Source organism: Alphaproteobacteria bacterium (assembly GCA_037146715.1).
Classification (GTDB): Bacteria; Pseudomonadota; Alphaproteobacteria; order UBA7879; family UBA5542; genus JBAWWO01.
In genome coordinates this window covers 1-19906 of record JBAWWO010000004.1, presented here as the reverse complement: position 1 = coordinate 19906, position 19906 = coordinate 1, and the positions used below count along the sequence as shown (strand labels likewise).

Here is a 19906-nt window from a genome sequence, read left to right as displayed (position 1 = left end):
TTGAAATTTCATGGTGCATTTTGCATTGAGGGATCAATGGGCTTGAGAAAATCTCGATTATTTTTCTGACTTGGTATAATATAAAAAAATCATGATTTATATTTGCATAAAAATGTTGATGGGGGACCGGGGGAAATTCTTGGGAATTCTTTTGGGTATCTCATTTGCCTCTCTTATCATGACCCAGCAGCCGGGCATTTTCTTTGGTATTATGACCCGCACGTTCAGTTTTATTTCTGATATTGGTATTGCAGATATTTGGGTGATGGATCCTATGGTCAAATTTCTGGATGATAGCAAGGGCATGCCTAGCACCATGCAGTATCGGGTGGCTAGCATTCCGGGGGTTGAATGGGCAAAACCCTTGTACAAGGGCTTGATCCAAGCCCGCTTACCCGACGGCAACTTTCAGTCTTGTAACGTGATTGGCATTGACGATTCAACCATGATTGGAGGCCCCGCTGTGATGCTTTCTGGAAAGTTGGCAGACCTGCGACAACAGAACGCCATCATCGTTAACCAGGAAGGCGCTGAAGATAAACTTGCGCACCCACCTGCCTATCCAGGAGGCAAAAAAATTTCCCTGGCTGTGGGGGATGTAATCGAAATTAATGATACTCGCGCCAAGGTTGTGGGCATTGCCCAGACAACCAAAACTTTTCAATCCCAACCCATTGTGTTTACGACATATTCCCGGGCTTTAAGCTTTGCGCCACCCCAACGGGATTTACTGTCGTTCATTTTGGTAAAAGTTAAAAAAGGCGCTGATGTTGAAGCTGTCAAAAATCGCATCAAATCAGAAACAAAAATGGGGGCACACACAGCCCAGGGATTTAAAGACCTAACAGTAAGTTACTATCTAAAATATACAGGCATTCCCATCAACTTTGGGTTTTCTGTGTTGATGGGGTTTTTAGTGGGCGCTGTCATTTCAGCCCAAACCTTTTATAGTTTTACGCTCGAAAATTTAAAATATTTTGGGGTGCTAAAAGCCATGGGAACCACAAACAGAACTTTATTAAAAATGATTTTGGTACAAGCCGGTTTGGTGGGCAGTTTAGGATATGGATTGGGACTTGGGGGAACCTATTTATTTTGGTCTTTCTTGGGAAAAACAGCCGCCATCGCCTTCCGATTCCCTTGGCAACTGTTGGTTTTTAGCTTTTGCGGCGTTCTGTTGATTACAGCCCTTAGTGCTTTGCTGAGCATCCGAAAAGTGATTAAACTTGAAGCTGCCATTGTATTTAAAGGATAGATATGTCTGAAAGTATTGTCAGTTGCACAAATCTTAAAAAAACCTATGGAGCCGAAAATGAGCCTACAAAAGTTCAAGCGCTGCGTGGGATTACCTTAGAGGCGTATAAAGGAGAGCTGCTGATGTTGGTTGGCCCTTCTGGCTGTGGCAAGACAACATTGATTTCAATTATCGCCGGCATTTTGAATTATAACGAAGGCAACTGCGCCGTCTTGGGCAATGTTATGGGCAACCTAACCGACGCAGAAAAAAACAGCTTTCGAGCGAAAAACATTGGGTTTGTTTTTCAGGCTTTTAATTTAATTCCTTCTCTCACCTCAGCAGAAAATGTAGCCGTTCCCCTGATCATTAATGGAATAAGTCGCCATGAAGCTGTTCACCAAGCAAAAGAACTTTTAAAGGATGTTGGGCTGGAAGACAAAGTTGATACGCTTCCCAATGATCTATCGGGTGGGCAGCAGCAGCGCGTTGCCATTGCCCGGGCCCTGATTCATGATCCTCAGCTGATTGTATGTGATGAGCCCACAAGCTCCCTAGACGGGGAAACGGGACAAAAAATTTTAGACCTTATGAAGAAAATAGTATTGCAAAAAGGCCGCACTTTGATTGTGGTGACCCATGACATTCGTATTTTTCCATTTGCAGATCGCATTGCGATGATGGAAGATGGTATAGTCAAGAAAGTGGTAAACTCGTATAAGGATGCCCTAAAAAGTGAAGAGGAAGAATTATTAACAGGGAAAAACCGGTAAATGGGCCTATTGAAAAAATATATCAGTATTGAAAAAATCTTGATAGTTCTGGCTATCTTTGGAGCTTTAGGAGGCGGCTACATGGTCATGAAAGACCGGGAACGCCCCCCCGTTGCCCAGCCCATCATGGCCCCAGCCTTTGCCCCCTATGACAATTACATCGCAGCATCTGGCATTATTGAAGCCTATGGCAGCAACACGGATATTGGCACTTTCGGGTCAGGCGTGGTTAATAAAATTATCGTCAACCAAGGGGACTTTGTACAAAAAGGAGACCCCCTATTTATCCTGGACCAAAGACAAGCCCAGGCAGATTTAGAAATTAAAAAAGCAGCCCTTAGGCTGGCTAAATCTAGTCTGAACCAGACCCAGGTAGACTTGAAAAACAAAAAACACCTCTATAACCTGATTCAAAAAGTTCAGAACAAAGGAGCCGTCAGTCAAGAGGACATTATCACCCGGCGGGATAATATGCTCCTGGCAGAAGCAGCTGTTCAGGTAGCTGAATCTTCAATCAAAAGCGCTGAAGCTGATTTAAAGTCATCAGAGCTTAATTTAGAACTATTAACCGTGAGGGCGCCCGCAGATGGAGAAGTACTGCAAGTTAATATTAATGAAGGCGAGTTCGTAACAGATTCAAATACCCTATCCACCCCGCCTGTTCTGTTTGGTGGGGTATCAAAATATCAGATTCGCATTGAAATCGATGAAAATGATGCTTGGAAATTTAAGCCAGGGGCTCGAGCTACTGCTTACTTAAGAGGAAATACTTCCCGCAAAATTCCTGTGGAATATGACCATTTTGAACCCTATGTTGTGCCCAAAAGTCAGCTGACCGGATCCCCCCAAGAAAAAATTGACGTGCGGGTTTTACAGGTCGTCTATACCTATGATCCAAAAGATTTTGCATCCTACATAGGACAGCAGCTTGATGTTTATATCGAGGTCCCTAAGTGATACCGCTTCCACAAATTAAGCACACCGTCACAAGTCTTCTTTTTTTACTTTTAACCACCTGCACCATAGGGCCCGATTATAAAAGACCCACCCAAGAAGTTCCTAAAACCTGGTCGAATCTTTTGGAGGAACAAAAAGATGCCACCCAAACCGTCAAATGGTGGGAAAATTTTAATGATCCAATTCTAAACCAGCTGATCGATCAAGTGGCTAAGCAAAACCTTGATTTAAAAGGGGCACAAGCCCTGATTATTCAAAACCAAGCACTCCTTAAAAGGGCTGAGGCTAATTTGTTTCCTCTCTTTACCTTAGGGGCTAATGCCTCTGCCAATGAGGGTAGCGAAAATTACTATCTTGTTCGCAATCAAAGAAAATATAACCTTTATACAGTTGCCCCCTCAGTTTCTTGGGAGCTGGATTTATTTGGAAAACTTGCTCGCGCTAAAGAAGCAGCCCTTGCTGATTTGAACGCTCAAATTGCAACTTCCTATGGAGTCTTTTTAAGTCTTGTATCGAATGTAGCCCAAACATATGTAAGACTTAGAACCGCACAAAATCAACTAAAGATAACCCGTCACCTATGTGAAAAATATAAAGCTATTTATGACCTAAGACGGGACCTAAAGAAAAGTGGATTAATCAACCAAATTGACGTGGAAAGTTCAAAAAGCGTCTGGGAAACCTACAAAGCCATGAAGTATCCTCTGAAGGCTGCAATCAAAAACTATATGCATGCTCTAAGCGCTTTAACATCTCAAGAACCTACCGCTCTTTATGAGCTATTAAATCCAATTGGAAAAATACCTAGAATGGACGCTGCTGTATTTTCGGGACTGCCCTCAGATTTATTAGAACGCCGCCCAGATATTCAACAAGCTGAAATGACTTTGGCTGGCGCTACTGCTCGTATTGGGGTCGCAGAAGGTGGTCTTTACCCATCTTTTAATCTAACCGGATCTATTGGGTATCAATCCTTAAATTCCTCAAACCTGATTTCATCTGATAGCTTAACTTATTCTGTGGGACCCGGTCTTACCTGGGATATTTTTGATTTTGGTCGGGTACGCGATCAGATTTTGGCCACAGAAGCCTTAAAAAATAATGCGACGTTACTCTATCGCCAGACCATTTTGAATGCCCTGGCCGAGGTGGAAAATGCCCTTGTTAATTATGCCAACGAACTGAAGAAAATAGCAGATCTAGAAAAATCAAAGAAGGCTTTGCAACAGGTGCTTAATCTAAATCAATCCCGATTTGATGCAGGACTTGATCCAGTGATGCCAACCCTACAGGCCGAAGCAGATTTCCTAAGCAAAAAACTAGATGTTCTTGGAAGCGCAAGTAACTTGGCTTTAGATATTATTAATTTATACAAGGCCCTTGGGGGTGGGTGGCAGGTTTTGTAAGTGTTGATAGGCTGATAGTACCCTGTGATGCTATCAGTCCACCTTAGGCAACTGCCCTAAGCCCTCAGATACAAATTTGAATCTGGGAACCTCTTTTCCTTCAAAGGAAATTATTTCTAAAAACATGCCTGCTGGACGCACCCAAAGGCCAAAGCCCTCATAGAGCGCCTGGTACACAACCATTGCCTCTAAGGTTTCCGAATGCCGTGCTAAGCCTATCACTTGATATAAATTGCCTTTATAGTGCTGATAAACACCTAGCTTCATGAAATACCTTTCTACAACTTAACGACTTCAAAAAATTGATTCTAACAAATCCGAATGATAATACTACCCCTTATTATCTTTTAAAAACCATTTTACGCTTTGAAAAGTTCTTAAAGTCATGTAAAAATTCACCCCATGACGAAAAAGCTTTTAGAGACTGTTTATAATCCCGCCGCTATAGAAAAAAAAATCTATAAAGCCTGGACGGATGATAAGTGCTTTCAACTAACCTCTGACGCAGATAATACTTTTACCATCACCATGCCCCCCGCTAATGTGACAGGGAACCTGCACTTGGGGCACGCCCTTACCTTTACCCTGCAAGATGTTTTGATTCGGTTCGAACGTATGCGCGGCAAAGATGTATTGTGGCAAGCAGGTACGGATCACGCAGGTATTGCGACCCAGATGGTAGTAGAGCGTCAGCTTGAAGAAAAGGGCATAAAGCGCCAAGATCTTGGAAAAGAAGCCTTTCTAGAAAAAATATGGGAATGGAAAAATCATTCAGGTGGGGCCATCGTAAAACAACTGCAGCGTCTAGGCGCCAGTGCCGATTGGTCACGGGAACGCTTTACCATGGACAAGCACGCCAGCGCCTGCGTCACCAAAGCTTTCGTTGATTTGTATCGGGACAATCTTATTTACAAAGACAAAAAACTGGTTAACTGGGATACAAAATACCAAACAGCCATTTCAGATTTAGAAGTGGAACAAAAAGAACTAAAGGGAAAACTTTATTACATCAAATATCCCTGCCAGGGAAAAGAAGGCCATATTGTTGTTGCAACCACCCGCCCAGAAACTTGCTTTGCAGATACGGCTGTTGCCGTAAATCCAAAGGATGAGCGCTATAAGAGTTGGGTTGGGGAAACGGTTTTGATCCCCATTAGCAATCGCCCCATCAAGGTTATTGCGGATTCCTATTGTGACCCAGAAAAGGGTACGGGAGCCGTTAAAATAACCCCCGCCCACGATTTTAATGACTTTGAAGTGGGAAAGCGCCACCATCTGGAATCCATTGAATTGTTGGATGAATATGGGTTGCTAAATAAAAATGCACCTGAAGAATACCGAGGGCTGAATTGCCAGGCTGCGCGGGAAAAACTAGTTGATGCTTTAAAAGAATTGGAACTGTTGGAAAAGGAAGAAAACATCATCCATACGGTACCGTTTGGAGACAGATCTGGTGTTGTGATTGAGCCCCGCCTGACAGATCAATGGTATGTGAATGCACATAAATTGGCGGTCCCCGCGTTAGAAGCCGTACGTAAGGGACACACTAAATTCTTCCCTGAAAACTGGACCAAGGTTTATTTTGACTGGCTTGAAAATATTCAGCCCTGGTGCATTTCCAGGCAACTTTGGTGGGGGCATCCCATCCCCGCTTGGTATGGACCGGACGGTAAAATTTTTGTGGCGGAAAACTTTGAAGAGGCTTTGTCTCTGGCCAAAACCCATTACGGGAAACAAGTGGACCTTGTGCAAGATCCAGATGTTTTAGATACATGGTTTTCTTCAGGATTGTGGCCCTTTGTGACCCTGGGGTGGCCTGAAGACAATCCAGTTTTTAACCGCCATTACCCGACCGACGTATTGGTTACAGGCTTTGATATTATCTTCTTTTGGGTTGCCCGCATGATGATGATGGGTCTTTATTTCACTGAAAAAGTGCCCTTCAAAACCGTCTATATTCATGCCCTAATTCGCGATGCCAAGGGGCAAAAGATGTCAAAGTCTAAGGGAAATGTGATTGACCCCCTACACCTGATTGACCAATACGGGGCCGATGCCCTGCGCTTTACTCTGGGATCTATGGCTGTACCAGGGCGCGATGTGCGCATGTCTGAAGAAAAAGTGGCAGCCAACCGAAACTTTGTCACGAAGATTTGGAATGCCGTTCGCTATGCCCAAATGAATGATTGCTTCTTAGATGCCCCCTACGTTCCCAGCGCCTGTGCGCACCCGGTGAACCAGTGGATTGTGACAGAAGTTAATAAGCTGATTGAAGAGACCACAGAGCACCTGGAAACCTATACCTTTCATGAAATGGCCCAAGGGCTTTACCACTTTTTGTGGGGGACTTTCTGTGATTGGTATGTTGAATTCACAAAACCCATTTTGAATGGGGATGACGCAAAGGCCAAGAAAGAAACAAAACATACCCTCGCGTGGGTCTTAGGTCAGTTCGGCCATTTGATGCACCCTTTGATGCCCTTTATAACAGAGGAAGTTTGGGAGGCCTTAGAGGGCGAAGGATTGCTGATTAAGGCCTCGTGGCCGACCCCTGTAAAGGCCAAATTTGGATCCGCTGAAAAGGATGTTTTGTTCGTGATTGATTTCATTTCGTCTCTGCGGAGCATGCGGGCTGAACTGGGGATTTCTCCTGCCTATTTGTTAGAGGTTTATTGGGCCGAAGGTCCTAAAAACCAACAGGAGGTTATTCTTGAAAACAAGGATCTGATTGAGCGATTAGGGCGATTGAAAGAGATTCACTTCACACCTGCCGAAACAACAAAAAAAATTCAGCTGATTGTTCAAAAAACAACCTGCGATGTGTTGATGGAGGGGGTCATTGACGTTTCCGCCGAATTTAGGCGGCTACAAAAGGAAATGGAAAAAATAAACCAAGAGAAAAATGGGATTAAAGTTCGTTTGGCTAATCCAGAATTCCGGCAAAAAGCGCCAGAGGCTATTATTGACGAGCTGAACAATCGTCTCGAAAATCTTGATTCTTTATATAGTAAAACCCTTTCTGCCTTTGAAAAAATCAAAAGCTTGAGTTAAAACCTAGGAAAGCAAAAAAAGGAAGCTGGATCCCCACGTCGGTCTTGCGACCTCCTCGGGATGACGGTAGCGAGGCTCACCCCTCTTCGCGAACCTCAACATGCTCCATAGCGGACAGGGTAGCCAGATCGGTTGGGGTTATTTTATAAAAATGAGGAAGCTCCATCACCACACCAGGAAAGTCGCTGGCAGGCAGAGACAGGGAAATTTTGGTGCGCCCCCCCGTTTTAGAGTCCAAAAAAGATTTAAGAGTTTGGATGGCATCCCGGCTTTTCAAATGTACGGAAATCTTATTTTCTATGTTTTTGACAGCTTCTTCTAGAGAGTTTAAATTGGTGACTGTCATTCGTTTTAGTCCCTGATCATCTGTTCGAATAGAAACAGAAATAAGCAAAGGATCTCCAACTTCAACTAGATCTCTAGCCCGAGCAATTTGCTCGGCAAATACGGTGACCTCATAAGGGCCCTTGTCGTCAGAAAGCCCCAGGAACGCGAACTTGCGGCCAGTCTTCGAGGTCCGTTGTTTAAAGAAAGAAGGCATGCCGATCAACATAGTCTGGACACCTTCAAATTTATCGATAGCATCACTTTTGATAACCTTTAGTTTTTTCAGGATTTTTTCCCCATAGGATTCTAGGGGATGGGAAGATAAGTAGAAACCTAACGCTTCTGATTCCTGTTTTAATTTTTCCAGTACGCTCCATTCAGGAGTTGAGGGCAACTCCAGAGCAGGCTTTGCAAAGACGGTTGAGCCGAACAATTGGGCCTGGGTATTTTCTTGGGCTGAAAGCACGTCCCCCGCGTATCGCAAAAAAACCTCAACGGACTCAAATAGGTTGCGACGAATGGGATGCAAGCTATCCAGCGCCCCTGAATTAATAAGGCTTTCCAGTTGGCGTTTGTTCAGCACTTTTGTTGTGAGTCGAGTCAAGAAATCTTCCAGGGACTTAAAGGTGCCATTTTTTTCCCGTTCTGCTACCAGGGCCGCCATAGAAGCCTCCCCCACATTCTTAACGGCAGCAAGAGCGTATCGCACACTCTTCTCACCCGTTATTAGATTTATCTCAACAGAAAAATTTTCTTGAGACTGATTCACATCCGGGGGCAACAGCTGAATACCCATTAGGGAAAGTTCTTGCTTGTAAATGGCCAGCTTATCGGTGTTCTGCTTATCATAAGTCATAGTAGCTGCCATGAACTCATGGGGGAAATTGGCTTTCATATAGGCCGTTTGATAGGTGACCAGGCCATAAGGCGCTGCGTGAGCCTTTGGAAAAGCATAGCTGGCAAACTTAGCAATTTGATCGAACACCTGGGTAGCAAGTCCTTTATTAATGCCCTTACCAATGGCCCCTTCAATGAAAATTTTCCGTTGAGCATCCATTTCAGACTTGATCTTTTTGCCCATGGCCCGTCGTAATAGGTCAGCGCCTCCTATGGTATATCCAGCAAAGACCTGAGCAATTTGCATGACTTGTTCTTGATACACCATGACCCCATAGGTTTCTTTTAGAATAGGTTCCATACAAGGATGAGCATAGTGCACTTCTTGATCTCCATGCTTACAGGCAATATAGCGGGGAATATCGTCCATAGGACCCGGCCGATAGATAGCACCCAAAGTGATAATTTCTTCAAAGCAATCAATCCGCAGGCGGCGCACCACATCGCGCATACCCTGACCTTCCAGCTGAAATATACCCACAGTTTCAACTCGATTTAAAAGGTCAAATGTTTTTTTGTCATCCAAGGGAATGGTGGAAAGGTTAACTTCTTTCCCCTGACTTATGGCCATGTCTACAGATTTCTTCAAAACTGTTAGAGTTTTGAGTCCCAAAAAGTCAAACTTTACAAGGCCTGCCAATTCCACATATTTCATGCTAAATTGGGTGGCCAAAATGTCAGACTTAGCATCCCGATACAAGGGAACCGTTTCTTCAAGGGGTTTGTCGCCAATGATTAACCCCGCCGCATGGGTTGAGGCATGTCGATAAAGGCCTTCCAGCTTTTGTCCCATATTCGCAAGTTTTGCGACCATAGGGTCCGTTTTTATCATTTCCTGCAACAAAGGTTCTTGATGAATCGCTTCTTCAAGGGTACAGGGGTTGGCTGGGTTTTGGGGAACAAGCTTGGAAATTTTATCGACCTGGGGATAGGGAATTTGAAGGACACGGCCCACATCGCGCAGTACAGCGCGAGCTTGCAATTTTCCAAAGGTAATAATATGGGCAACACGCTCTTTTCCATACCGCTTCTGAACGTATTGAATGACTTCATCGCGGCGATCCTGGCAAAAATCCACGTCAAAGTCAGGCATGGAAACACGCTCTGGATTCAAGAAGCGCTCAAAAAACAAACCGAATCGAATGGGATCTAAATCCGTAATGGTCAAAGACCAAGATACAACGGACCCCGCCCCTGATCCACGACCAGGCCCCACAGGAATGTTGTTCTTTTTTGCCCACTGAATGAAATCTGCAACGATCAGAAAATATCCGGGAAACCCCATCTTGATGATGGTTTCCAGCTCTAATGCCAGGCGATCAAAATACTTCTGCCGTAGTTCGGGGCTTGGGGGTTCAGGCATAAGAGAAAGTCTTTTTTCTAGACCTTCCTTTGCCTGTACGCGCAGTTCTTCTTCCTCTGATCGGCCCGACTCAGTGGAAAAAGTAGGCAAAACCGGCTTGCAAGATGTGGGCATGAACTGGCAGCTTTGGGCAATAAGGTAGGTGTTTGCAATGGCTTCAGGCAAGTCCGCAAACAGAGCCTTCATTTCTGCATCAGATTTGAAATAATGATGGGGCGTTACCCGACGGCGATTAGGCTCTGAAACATAGGTTCCCTCAGCAATGCACAAGAGCGCGTCATGGGCTTCATGCATGGAAGAATCCGAAAAGAACACATTGTTGGTGGCAACCAAAGGGATGTTGAATTCATAGGCCCAGTCGATAAAAATATCTTCCGTTTTCAATTCGTTTTCCTGGCCATGGCGGCCAATTTCCATGTAAAAACGGCTCTGAAAAATCTGCTGCAAATCTAGCATGATCTTTTTCGCCAGATCTTTTTTGCGGTCTAAAATAAGTTGGCCCAAGGGACCTTCCGCGCCCCCTGACAGGACAACAAGCCCCTCGTGATGGTGACGCAGATCCTCCATGGTCACATAGGGAACCTGACGGCTGGGAAGATCTTCATAGGCGTGACTGATTATTTTCAGCAGGTTTTTGTATCCCTGTTCATTTTGGGCCAGTAAGACGATGGGAGGCAATTTGAAAGGGTTGTCTTCTTTTGATAGATGGAGTTTGACCTCCATCCCCATCAAAGCCTGTATTTTTTCTTGGGCACAGGCCAGGGAGAATTCCAGAGCGCCAAACATATTGCTGGTGTCCGTGATGGCAACCCGATTCATTTGATTCTTTTGACAAAGCTCAATAATTTCGGGGATCTTGATGGCACCTTCTGCCAGGGAATAGGCTGAATGGACCCGCAGGTGAACAAAAGGAGTGGTGATTTTGGTGTCCATTTAAACTATTTATCCTTGTTTCAAGGGAGACTTTCTAAGGGCACCCTCGTGTAAGTAGAGAATTCTATCCATTCGTTTGGCCAGCCCCTGATCATGGGTTGCAATCAACGCCGTCAGATTTAGTTCTTTAACAAGCTCAAGCAATAGGGAAAAAAATGTATTCCCATTCTGTTCATCCAGATTACCCGTGGGTTCGTCTGCCAGTAACAGGGACGGACTATGCACCAAAGCCCGGGCGATGGCAACCCGCTGTTGTTCACCCCCAGATAATTCCCAGGGTCTGTGGGCTAAGCGGTTCTCTAAACCCACTTTTTTCAGCAGAACTTGGGCCTTTGCGTGGGCCTGTGCTTTAGGCATTTTTTGAATCAGCAGGGGAATCAGTACGTTTTCCTCAGCCGTGAATTCGGGCAGTAAATAATGCTTTTGGTAAATGAATCCTAGATTGCGAGACCGGAAGGCATCTTTTTGGGGGGTTGAAAGAGACTCATAATCCTGCCCATCGTAGGTAATAGCGCCACTGCTTGAGGCGTCCAGCAACCCCACCAAATGGAGCAAGGTTGATTTGCCTGAGCCCGAAGGTCCCATCAGCGCCACAATTTCCCCCTTGTTCAGGGAAAAAGAAACATCATCCAAAACTGTCAGGTCACCCCCCGGTTGGGTGTAGGTTTTTTTCAGATTGTTAATGGTTAAAAGATTTTTACCCATTTTGACGCAGCACCTCAATAGGGTTTAGTTTAGACGCCCGATAAGCAGGATACAAGGTCGCCAAAAACGATAAAATAACGGACAGAGAAACAATCATGGCCACGTCCCCCGCCATAACGACAGAAGGCAACTTTGTCAGGAAATAAAATTCCGAATTAAACAGTTGAATGCCCAACAAAGATTGTAATCCTTGCCGAATGGATTCTAGATTATGAGACACCAAAAGCCCTAACAAATATCCAAAAAATGTCCCTAGGATGCCAATAGAGCTGCCCACCAGGGAAAAAGTATACATCACATCCTTCGCAGGCCCCCCCATGGTTTTGATGATGGCGATATCTGTTGATTTATCTTTCACCAAAATAACCAATCCCGAAATAATGTTAAAAGCTGCAATCAGAATGATCATACTTAAAATAATGAACATAACGTTACTTTCGATTTGAATGACTTCAAAGAAACTGGCGTGGGCCTGGGCCCAACTTAAAAACCGCAGGGGTTCAGGCACTAGTTGCTGAATTTTTTCCGTTACTGAATCTGTGTTGTAGGGATTTTTCAGGTAAATTTCTAAGTGCCCCCACTTGTCATCAACCCTGAAAAAATCCCGGGCCTGTTCATAGGGTATGAATACCACGTTTGAATCATATTCGTGCATACCCACTTCGAAAATGCCCACAATCTTAAATTGTTCAAACCGGGGCATAGTCCCAAAGGGGGTGGAATTTCCTTTAGGCGAAATCAGAGTGATGCTATCCCCCGGATAGACCCCAAGTCGTTGGGCTAATTTTTTTCCAATAACAAGGGAGGGCTCCGCTGAATCAAAGCCCTCAAAACTACCAAAGGTTAGTTTTTTGTAAATGAAACTTTTGTCTTTCAGATCAGAAAAAGGCAGCGCGCGGGCCATAACACCCAGAGATTGCCCCCTCCCCATCAACACGGCCTGCCCCTCAATCACCGGAAAGGCCGCAGTGACTTCTGGCAAATTGTTAATGGTTTTGACAAAATCAGGAGAGTCTTTTAAGGGCAAATCATAAACGGAAAGATGGCTGTTAAAATCAAGAATTTTTTTAGAAAGTTCAATCCGGAATCCGTTCATAACGGACATAACGATAATAAGGGTGGCCACCCCCAACGTAATACCAATAAAGGAAAAAAGCGTGATGATTTTCAAAAAACCATCCGATTTTTTAGGCCACAAATAGCGCCCAGCCACAAATTTTATCAGGGGTAAATTCATAGGAAGATATTGGCAAATTAATACTTTCTATGCAAGAAAAACTTAGGTGCTTAATAGTGCCATCATTGCAAAGCTGCCCCCCCCCTTGGTTCCCTCGGGCTTCGACCGAGGGACCACGGAGTGCGGCACACTATAAGAAAGGGGCGGGTCCTCGGCTCAAGGCCGAGGAAAGCAGAAGAGGGAGACTACAAAATATTTTTTAGAACTTTATTTGAAGCCCCGGCCGTGTTAGTCGCGTAAGTATTTCTGCTCTGCAAGCAGCACCAATTTGATTGCTCTCTAAGATTAGACTCTGCAAGTTGGGCATTCGGGAAAGATTTGGAGCAAGGGCAATCACCCCATCATCACCAATATAATTCCCCCTTAAGTCTAGACTCTGCAAGTTGGTCATTTGGGAAAGATAGGGAGCAAGGGCAATCACCCCAGCATTGCCAATTTTATTGCTCAAGAAGTGTAGCCTCTTTATTTTAGAGAATTGAGTTGCTTTTAAGTAGGCTCCCCACCCACTTGAAGTCAGTCGGAGTTGAGCAAAATCTTTTTTGGACAAAAAACTTAGAACTTTTAGAGTAAGTTCTAAGGGAAGCTGAGTAAAGAAAGGGATGGTTTCATCAAGTTTTCGAGAACCTTTGACCTTTATTAGTTCTGACGTGGGGTCAGCAAGGGCGCCCAATTGAGGGGATGCAGCTCTAGGTTCATCCGGCAGATCACCTGTAGCAGAGTGAGCCTGCTGACTTAAAGCCAAGCTAAAAAGAATAGTATATAAAAATTTTGTACGCATTTTAATCTCCTAAAAAGATCACTCTGGAATACATATAGGATGCGTAGAATTATATTGCAAGGGAGTAAAGAAAAAGAAAGATCCTCGGGGCAAGCCTGAAGAAAGCACTGTAATGTGGAGTCAGCTTAATTCTTAGGGGTTTTCTTAGTGTGGGATTCGAATTCGTCTAACTTATGGCGAAAGTTGGCATGCTCATTGATGGCAGCCTTTAGTTCGTACTTCAAACGCAGAACTTCCATATCAAGCTGTTGCATGCAGACAGTAATTTTTTTGATTGTTTCAGTGGTTGTTTCTAGGAAAAAAGACAAATGTTCATACTCCTCGGGTGTGATGACGCTTGCGTCCTCTGTGGTTATAACACTCATGAGATCTTTTCTTCTCATCCAAAAATTTCCTTTCCTTACACAACATGTAGGAATCGAAAGATGGGTTTTCAAGGTGAAAGTTCATGATTATTTCAACTTCTTTTATAAAAGTAAAAAGGAATACTTAAACAGAATAATAAAATTCCCCAAAGCAAAATCTCTGCTCCAGCACCTACCAGAGCCAAAACTATATAGCTGGAAGCCAAGACAACTACAAGGAAATTCTTCACAAGAATTATTTTAGATAATTTCTTTTTTTCTTTTAAAATTAAAACAACTTCAGAAATAACGGAAAATAAATAAGTAATCAAAACTGCAACGGTGGCTAAAATAATCATAAAACTAAAAGCCGCGACGAAATTTTTATGATAATTCAACAAAACAAGACTGTTTGTTAAACACGCGGTAAAAATCATGGAAAAAACAGGCAAGCCGTCTTTATTGGTTTGGGCAAATTTTTTGGGGAATAATCCGTCCTGTGCCGCAGAAGCTGGAACTTGGGCTTCAATCAAAACCCACCCATTCAAACACCCTAATGAGGCAATGATAACGATCAAGGCAATAAGACTGCTGCCCCAGGGGCCCCAAATAACACTGGCCGCCATGGCAAAGGGAGCGGTGCTAACTTTAAGTTCAGCATTGGGAATGACCCCAATCATAAAGATCGAAAGAATAATATAAAAAACAGCGACCAGGCCCGTGCCCCATAAAGTTGCCCGAGGAATGGTGTGGGCAGGGTTATGAACCTTTTTGGCAGGGACCGTGGCACTTTCAATACCAATGAACGTCCACATGGTTATAATAGAGGCGCTTAATAGGGCAGAAAAGAAAGGTTCCCCACTGGGGTTAAAGGGCTGAAAGTTGGCGATGCTTATTCTGGGTAGACCAAATACCACTAAAAGAATTAAGGGCAGAATTTTCAAGATAGTTGTTAACACTTGAACAACGCTTGAGGCCTTAAGACTGAAAATATTCAAAAGGGTTAGACCCCAAATAATAGTCGTGCTGGCTGCTAAGGATAGCAGAGGGTTGGTGGTGAGCTCGGGAAAAAAGACAGAAATATAACTGACCGTTGCGGTAACAGTCGCCGCACTGCCCACCCACATGGAAATCCAATAAATCCAGGCCACTTGAAAGCCCATAAAGTTTCCCAGGGCCGCCCGGCAATAGGCATAGGGCCCCCCATCAATGGGAAACCGATAACTTAACCGAGCAAAGACAAGGGCCAAAAACAAGGCGCCAACGGTGGTAACCCCCCAGCCAATCAAGCTTAAACTACCATAGGCAGCAAGGGACGCAGGCAGCATAAAAATACCGCCCCCAATCATGTTGCCCATGACCAGGGATAAAAGAGTCCAGAATCCTAGTTTTTTAGCCATTTTCATAACCACCACACTATAGCAGCCCCTAAAAGAAAATCCAGAAATTTTTAACAATTGTTTGACATTTGATCTGAAATAAGGTTAAAAGGCTGTATTCATTTGAATAAATGAGAACGGCGCATGTATTAATCGTTGTTAGATTTTTTACTAATGTACTGAAATCTATGAATAATTTTAGGATAATCCTATGACAAAACGTATACAAGCAAAATATAAATGTAACCGTCGCCTGGGGGTAAACCTCTGGGGACGTCCCAAAAGTCCGGTTAACACAAGAAGTTACGCGCCCGGCCAACATGGTGCAGCACGTAAAAAATTAACCGACTATGGTGTTCAGCTTAGCGCAAAGCAAAAACTGAAAAAGTATTATGGTAACATTGGTGAACGCCAATTCCGTAATCTGTTTCAGGAAGCAGAGCGCCGTCGCGGGGACACGGGCGAAACTTTAATTGAACTCCTAGAGCGCCGTCTAGACTCAGTTATCTATCGTCTGCGCTTCGTGCCTACGGTGTTTTCTGCACGACAGTTTGTGAACCATGGCCACATTAGGGTAAATGGCAAGCGCGTTAATATTCCTTCCTATTCTGTAAAGGATGGGGATGTGATTGAAATACGCGATCGCTCAAAGGAAATTCCAATTGTTCTTGAGGCAATTCAGTCTTCAGAGCGTGAAGTTCCCACCTACCTTGAAGTAGACCATAAGAAACTGACTGGTAAGTTTTTAAGAGCTCCTAAATTAATGGAAGTTCCTTACCCTGTTCAGATGGAACCAAACTTAGTTATCGAATTCTATTCACGATAAATTAACGATTACTTCGCAAAACTGCGGGATCTTGGGCTTCTAATGTACTAAATGTACATGTCGGAGCCCTGGACCCTGGTTTCGCTCGTACTCTTTAATTTCTCAGAAGATCATTCGTTTTACTTTTTTTAGTTTTGTACTATCATTGAAACAGCATGAAACCCTTCAGAACTCTTAACGATTTTTTGCGAAATATAACGCAGGCTGCTTTTCAAAAAGCGGGTCTGGATATCGCTTTTGCAGAAGTCAAAATGGCGGACAGGCCAGATCTGGCTGATTACCAATGCAATGGATCCCTGATTTTGGGTAAGAAACTGCAACGAAATCCCCAAGAATTAGCCCAAGAAATTATTGGGCACCTGACCCAATTGACCACGGATATTGAATTTTCTGTGGCAGGCCCTGGCTTCATTAATTATAAAATTAAACCATCCTACCTTTTAAAATCTTTCCAAGAATTTTCTGTTCCTGAGCATCTTTCTCCCGCTAAAAAACATAAGGTCTTCATTGATTATGGGGGACCTAATGTAGCTAAACCCATGCATGTGGGCCATTTAAGATCTAGCATTATTGGGCAATCCCTTAAAAATTTGTTCCGTTTTATGGGGCACGATGTGACGGGGGATATCCATCTGGGTGACTGGGGAACACAGATGGGGATGCTGATTATTGCCCTTGAAGAGACGGACCCCAAGGTCGTATATTTTGATACTGGTTTCACGGGGCCTTACCCTAAAGAATCGCCCGTAACGCTGGAAGATTTACAGCGCATTTATCCCCAGATTTCTGCCCGCTGTGCCGAGGATGAAATGCTAGCCACAAAAGCACGCCAAGCCACATTTGAACTACAACAGGGGCGCCCCGGGTATAGGGCCCTTTGGAAACATTTCGTGGATGTTTCAGTCGTAGATATGAAAACGCAATTTGAAAAGCTTGGGGTTTCTTTTGAACAATGGTTTGGGGAAAGCCGCTATCAGGACCAAATCCCCAGCCTGTTGGAAGATTTAAAACACAAAAACATTTTGGAAAAAAGCCAGGGCGCTTTTGTAATCAATGTGTCGGAGCCCACTGATAAAAAAGAAGTACCCCCTGTTTTGCTGGAAAAATCGGACGGGGGTATTTTATACGCCACAACGGATTTAGCCACCATTCGGGAACGGGTAGAAACATTCAAGGCGGATGATATTTTGTATGTGGTGGATGGGCGACAATCCCTGCATTTTGAGCAAGTTTTTCGGGCAGCACGTAAAGCTGGCTACACGGCTCAGTTTGAGTTTTTAGGATTTGGAACCATGAACGGGCCCGACAACAAACCCTTCAAAACCCGTGCAGGCGGGGCTATGCGCCTGGAAGAACTGATCCATACTCTTGTAGAGGAAGCAAAAAGCCGAACTAAAGAGGCTCATTTAGAAACTGCCTCGGAAACAATAACCAACGATACCGCACAAAAAATAGGCATCGCCGCCCTGAAGTTTGCGGATTTACAGCACAATATGTCACAAAACTATCAGTTTGATGTGGCGAAATTTATGAATTTTGAGGGTAAAACAGGCCCCTATTTGCTTTATGCTGTGGTACGCATTAAATCGATTTTGTTAAAGGCAGGAACATTTTCTTTTAAAGGAGCAGTAGAGCTAGAACCCCAGGAAAAAGAACTGATCCTGTGGATTCTAAGATTTCAGGAAATTATGGAAAAAGCCTTTGAAAAACGGGCGCTCAATATGTTATGCGATTATGCTTTTGAACTGGCCCAATGCTTCAGTCGTTTTTACCAGGCCTGCCCCATCTTGTCAGATAAAAATGATCCCGAAACGAAAGCCCTTCGGCTTTTAATAGCCCAACAAACACAAAACACCTTAGAAAAAGTACTAAGCGTTTTGGGCATCGACTGCCCAGATCATATGTAACAAAGCATCTTTTAGAGGTAATCATCGCGAAACTTTGGAATCTTAGGTCCCCGGGGCGAGGATACATGGGGTGCGAAAATGCACCCCAATAAGTAAGGCGTGGGTCCTCGGGTCAAGCCCGAGGAAATCACTGGGGGACACCCAGATCCCACAGTTTGCAAAGTGCTCGTTCAGTATAGCGAAGTTAATTTAACTGATACGAGGAATGAGAAGCGCACGTGTAGCTTGATCTACACTAACGACGAATGACGAAGTACTCAGCTCAAAGGAACGAGCTAGACTACCTAGGAATCAGATTATGCAGGTCAATATTACTCCAGGAAAAATTTCCATCATTCAAGGTACTTTTGGGTCCATAGGATGGGGGAGCACCATATTGATCAGGAGACATTCCCGCACCCACATCTTGCGGCATAGGCGGCATATTATTAGGCCCCCCTTGAGGTGGTGGTGGACCATATTGATCGGGTGACGTATAGGAACTTGGGGGCGTTGGGACAGATCTATCATCTTGTGGCATGGGGGGCATAGGCCCTAAAGGATCCATCTGCCCTTGGGGTGGCATGGGACCAAAATCATTGTTCATAGGGGGTTGTTGCATAGAACTATCAGCAGGAGGGGGCGCATAGGCGTAGGGATCATTTCCTGGTGCGGCTGCTGATGGAGCCCCATAAGGATCACCGCCTTGTGATGGAGGCATCATTGATCCTGCGGGCCCCGCATTTGCTGGCGCTGGTGCTCCCTTTGGGGGGGGTGGTCCTACCTCATCATCAAAGTTATCGCCACCATCCATATCCATTGAGTCATCGTCTCCACCGGGAAAATCATCACCACCCATACTTGCAGAAGGGTTGGGTTGAGGTGCCGCAAGGGCCATCTGAATAAAACAAAAAGAAAAAATAGCTAAAAATAAGAAAAATCGAATCATTGTTAGTACCCTCCCGGTATCATTATATTTCATCATGATAAACGAATAATTTTATCTAAACAAGTAGGTATATAGCCGATTCCTTATAAAAGGACTCGGTTGTTACCCGTAAAGTAATCTAGCTATGAATCATTCTTTTTTAGCTGTTTTAGAGGGATGTATTTGAATGGCTCCCCAGCCCAAGGCCGGGGAAACCATAATCGGTAATATTTATTTTGCTTTTGGCAAGGTGGGCGGGAATTTTGAAGAAAGACCAAACCCAGCTTTTATAAGTGCTCCCCGAAGCATATTATAAGTGATTGCATTCGGATTTTTAGAGAAAGTATCTTTAGCCACTGTAATCGCATCTATTTGATTTTTTGCTTTTTGCGCGGGCTCAGATATCGCTTTGTCAGCTACACTCAAAAAGTCTTGAACAAATGCAGGGTCAATACTTTGAAGGGCTGTGGCGGCTTGCCTAAGCCCAGGTTTTGCCTCTGCTGCAATAGGTGCTGCAACAGGTTTTGCGACGGGCTGTGTTGGCGCTGGTTTTACAGCAATAGTGCTAGCGGGTTTTGCGGCAGGAATTGGTTGTGGAACCCCTGGTTTTACAGGCTGGCTAAGTGCCTTGACTGGCTTCGTCGTCGCTTGTGGGACAAATTTTGGCCTTTCTGCTGTTACTGGCTTTGCAGCAGGGTGTAATTGCTCCTCTCTAGCACTCTCTAATGCTTTCTCACGCATTGCTTGAGAAAGCGCCTCAGCCAATTTTTGTGCTTCTTGCTCTTGCAGTGGAATAGCTGTTTCTGCAACAGGCTCTGGATCAGCACCTACTGGCGCAGGAGTCTCAACAACAACAGCAGGTTGCTCTACAACAGGTGTTGG

The 19906-nt window shown here is 44.3% G+C and carries 16 protein-coding genes; 7 read left to right on the top strand and 9 right to left on the bottom strand.

Features of this window, described 5'->3' with window-relative positions:
• Positions 1-91: 91 nt before the first annotated feature.
• From WCG05_02320 to WCG05_02305, 4 genes are read left to right on the top strand one after another with little or no spacing between them, the layout of a single operon-like run.
• On the top strand, positions 92-1255 hold the full coding sequence (locus tag WCG05_02320; protein MEI8320832.1) for an ABC transporter permease: 1164 nt from the start codon (positions 92-94) through the stop codon (positions 1253-1255).
• 2 nt (positions 1256-1257) lie between these two features.
• A complete protein-coding gene (locus WCG05_02315; protein ID MEI8320831.1) occupies positions 1258-2007 on the top strand; it encodes an ABC transporter ATP-binding protein in 750 nt (249 codons plus the stop codon).
• Complete coding sequence (locus WCG05_02310; protein MEI8320830.1) at positions 2008-2964, top strand: efflux RND transporter periplasmic adaptor subunit; 957 nt, start codon at positions 2008-2010, stop codon at positions 2962-2964.
• Positions 2961-4370: an efflux transporter outer membrane subunit gene (locus WCG05_02305; GenBank protein MEI8320829.1), complete on the top strand. Its 1410-nt coding sequence runs from the start codon at positions 2961-2963 to the stop codon at positions 4368-4370. Before WCG05_02310 ends, WCG05_02305 begins: the two co-directional genes overlap by 4 nt.
• 33 nt (positions 4371-4403) lie before the next feature.
• Here WCG05_02305 and WCG05_02300 read toward each other — a convergent pair whose 3' ends face one another.
• On the bottom strand, positions 4404-4637 hold the full coding sequence (locus tag WCG05_02300; GenBank protein ID MEI8320828.1) for a DUF1653 domain-containing protein: 234 nt from the start codon (positions 4635-4637) through the stop codon (positions 4404-4406).
• Between the two features lie 135 nt (positions 4638-4772).
• Here WCG05_02300 and WCG05_02295 point away from each other — a divergent pair, with 135 nt between their 5' ends.
• Positions 4773-7421, top strand: a complete 2649-nt coding sequence (locus WCG05_02295; GenBank protein ID MEI8320827.1) for a valine--tRNA ligase — start codon at positions 4773-4775, stop codon at positions 7419-7421.
• A gap of 76 nt (positions 7422-7497) precedes the next feature.
• Here WCG05_02295 and dnaE read toward each other — a convergent pair whose 3' ends face one another.
• The 6 genes from dnaE to WCG05_02265 form a co-directional block, all read right to left on the bottom strand.
• Positions 7498-10941: a DNA polymerase III subunit alpha gene (gene dnaE / locus WCG05_02290; protein MEI8320826.1), complete on the bottom strand. Its 3444-nt coding sequence runs from the start codon at positions 10939-10941 to the stop codon at positions 7498-7500.
• 9 nt (positions 10942-10950) lie between these two features.
• Positions 10951-11646, bottom strand: coding sequence for an ABC transporter ATP-binding protein (locus tag WCG05_02285; protein MEI8320825.1), 696 nt, complete (start codon positions 11644-11646; stop codon positions 10951-10953).
• A complete protein-coding gene (locus tag WCG05_02280; GenBank protein ID MEI8320824.1) occupies positions 11639-12883 on the bottom strand; it encodes a lipoprotein-releasing ABC transporter permease subunit in 1245 nt (414 codons plus the stop codon). The genes WCG05_02285 and WCG05_02280 overlap by 8 nt, the downstream gene beginning before the upstream one ends.
• 199 nt (positions 12884-13082) lie before the next feature.
• Entirely contained in the window at positions 13083-13661 is a 579-nt protein-coding gene (locus WCG05_02275; GenBank protein MEI8320823.1) for an F-box-like domain-containing protein, read from the bottom strand.
• 125 nt (positions 13662-13786) lie between these two features.
• A complete protein-coding gene (locus WCG05_02270) occupies positions 13787-14044 on the bottom strand; it encodes a hypothetical protein (protein ID MEI8320822.1) in 258 nt (85 codons plus the stop codon).
• 74 nt (positions 14045-14118) lie between these two features.
• A complete protein-coding gene (locus tag WCG05_02265; GenBank protein MEI8320821.1) occupies positions 14119-15405 on the bottom strand; it encodes an amino acid permease in 1287 nt (428 codons plus the stop codon).
• Positions 15406-15595: 190 nt separating this feature from the next.
• On the opposite strand from WCG05_02265, the gene rpsD reads away from it, so the two are divergent.
• Together rpsD and argS are read left to right on the top strand one after the other, a co-directional pair.
• The gene (rpsD, locus tag WCG05_02260; GenBank protein MEI8320820.1) at positions 15596-16210 is read left to right on the top strand and encodes a 30S ribosomal protein S4; all 615 of its coding nucleotides are present in this window, start codon (positions 15596-15598) and stop codon (positions 16208-16210) included.
• A gap of 155 nt (positions 16211-16365) precedes the next feature.
• Entirely contained in the window at positions 16366-18117 is a 1752-nt protein-coding gene (argS, locus tag WCG05_02255; protein ID MEI8320819.1) for an arginine--tRNA ligase, read from the top strand.
• A gap of 280 nt (positions 18118-18397) precedes the next feature.
• Here argS and WCG05_02250 read toward each other — a convergent pair whose 3' ends face one another.
• Together WCG05_02250 and WCG05_02245 are read right to left on the bottom strand one after the other, a co-directional pair.
• Positions 18398-19045, bottom strand: coding sequence for a hypothetical protein (locus WCG05_02250; protein MEI8320818.1), 648 nt, complete (start codon positions 19043-19045; stop codon positions 18398-18400).
• A gap of 210 nt (positions 19046-19255) precedes the next feature.
• Positions 19256-19906 (bottom strand): hypothetical protein (locus WCG05_02245; GenBank protein MEI8320817.1); only part of this gene is annotated, 651 nt, incomplete at its 5' end.

What these genes read in the sequence shown, in the direction of transcription:
- argS (MEI8320819.1), top strand. Translation starts at nt 16,366, where the DNA reads ATGAAACCCTTCAGAACTCTTAACGATTTTTTGCGAAATATAACGCAG.
- rpsD (MEI8320820.1), top strand. Translation starts at nt 15,596, where the DNA reads ATGACAAAACGTATACAAGCAAAATATAAATGTAACCGTCGCCTGGGG.
- WCG05_02310 (MEI8320830.1), top strand. Translation starts at nt 2,008, where the DNA reads ATGGGCCTATTGAAAAAATATATCAGTATTGAAAAAATCTTGATAGTT.
- WCG05_02265 (MEI8320821.1), bottom strand. Translation starts at nt 15,405, where the DNA reads ATGGCTAAAAAACTAGGATTCTGGACTCTTTTATCCCTGGTCATGGGC.
- dnaE (MEI8320826.1), bottom strand. Translation starts at nt 10,941, where the DNA reads ATGGACACCAAAATCACCACTCCTTTTGTTCACCTGCGGGTCCATTCA.
- WCG05_02295 (MEI8320827.1), top strand. Translation starts at nt 4,773, where the DNA reads ATGACGAAAAAGCTTTTAGAGACTGTTTATAATCCCGCCGCTATAGAA.
- WCG05_02285 (MEI8320825.1), bottom strand. Translation starts at nt 11,646, where the DNA reads ATGGGTAAAAATCTTTTAACCATTAACAATCTGAAAAAAACCTACACC.
- WCG05_02275 (MEI8320823.1), bottom strand. Translation starts at nt 13,661, where the DNA reads ATGCGTACAAAATTTTTATATACTATTCTTTTTAGCTTGGCTTTAAGT.
- WCG05_02320 (MEI8320832.1), top strand. Translation starts at nt 92, where the DNA reads ATGATTTATATTTGCATAAAAATGTTGATGGGGGACCGGGGGAAATTC.
- WCG05_02280 (MEI8320824.1), bottom strand. Translation starts at nt 12,883, where the DNA reads ATGAATTTACCCCTGATAAAATTTGTGGCTGGGCGCTATTTGTGGCCT.
- WCG05_02300 (MEI8320828.1), bottom strand. Translation starts at nt 4,637, where the DNA reads ATGAAGCTAGGTGTTTATCAGCACTATAAAGGCAATTTATATCAAGTG.
- WCG05_02315 (MEI8320831.1), top strand. Translation starts at nt 1,258, where the DNA reads ATGTCTGAAAGTATTGTCAGTTGCACAAATCTTAAAAAAACCTATGGA.
- WCG05_02250 (MEI8320818.1), bottom strand. Translation starts at nt 19,045, where the DNA reads ATGATTCGATTTTTCTTATTTTTAGCTATTTTTTCTTTTTGTTTTATT.
- WCG05_02270 (MEI8320822.1), bottom strand. Translation starts at nt 14,044, where the DNA reads ATGAGAAGAAAAGATCTCATGAGTGTTATAACCACAGAGGACGCAAGC.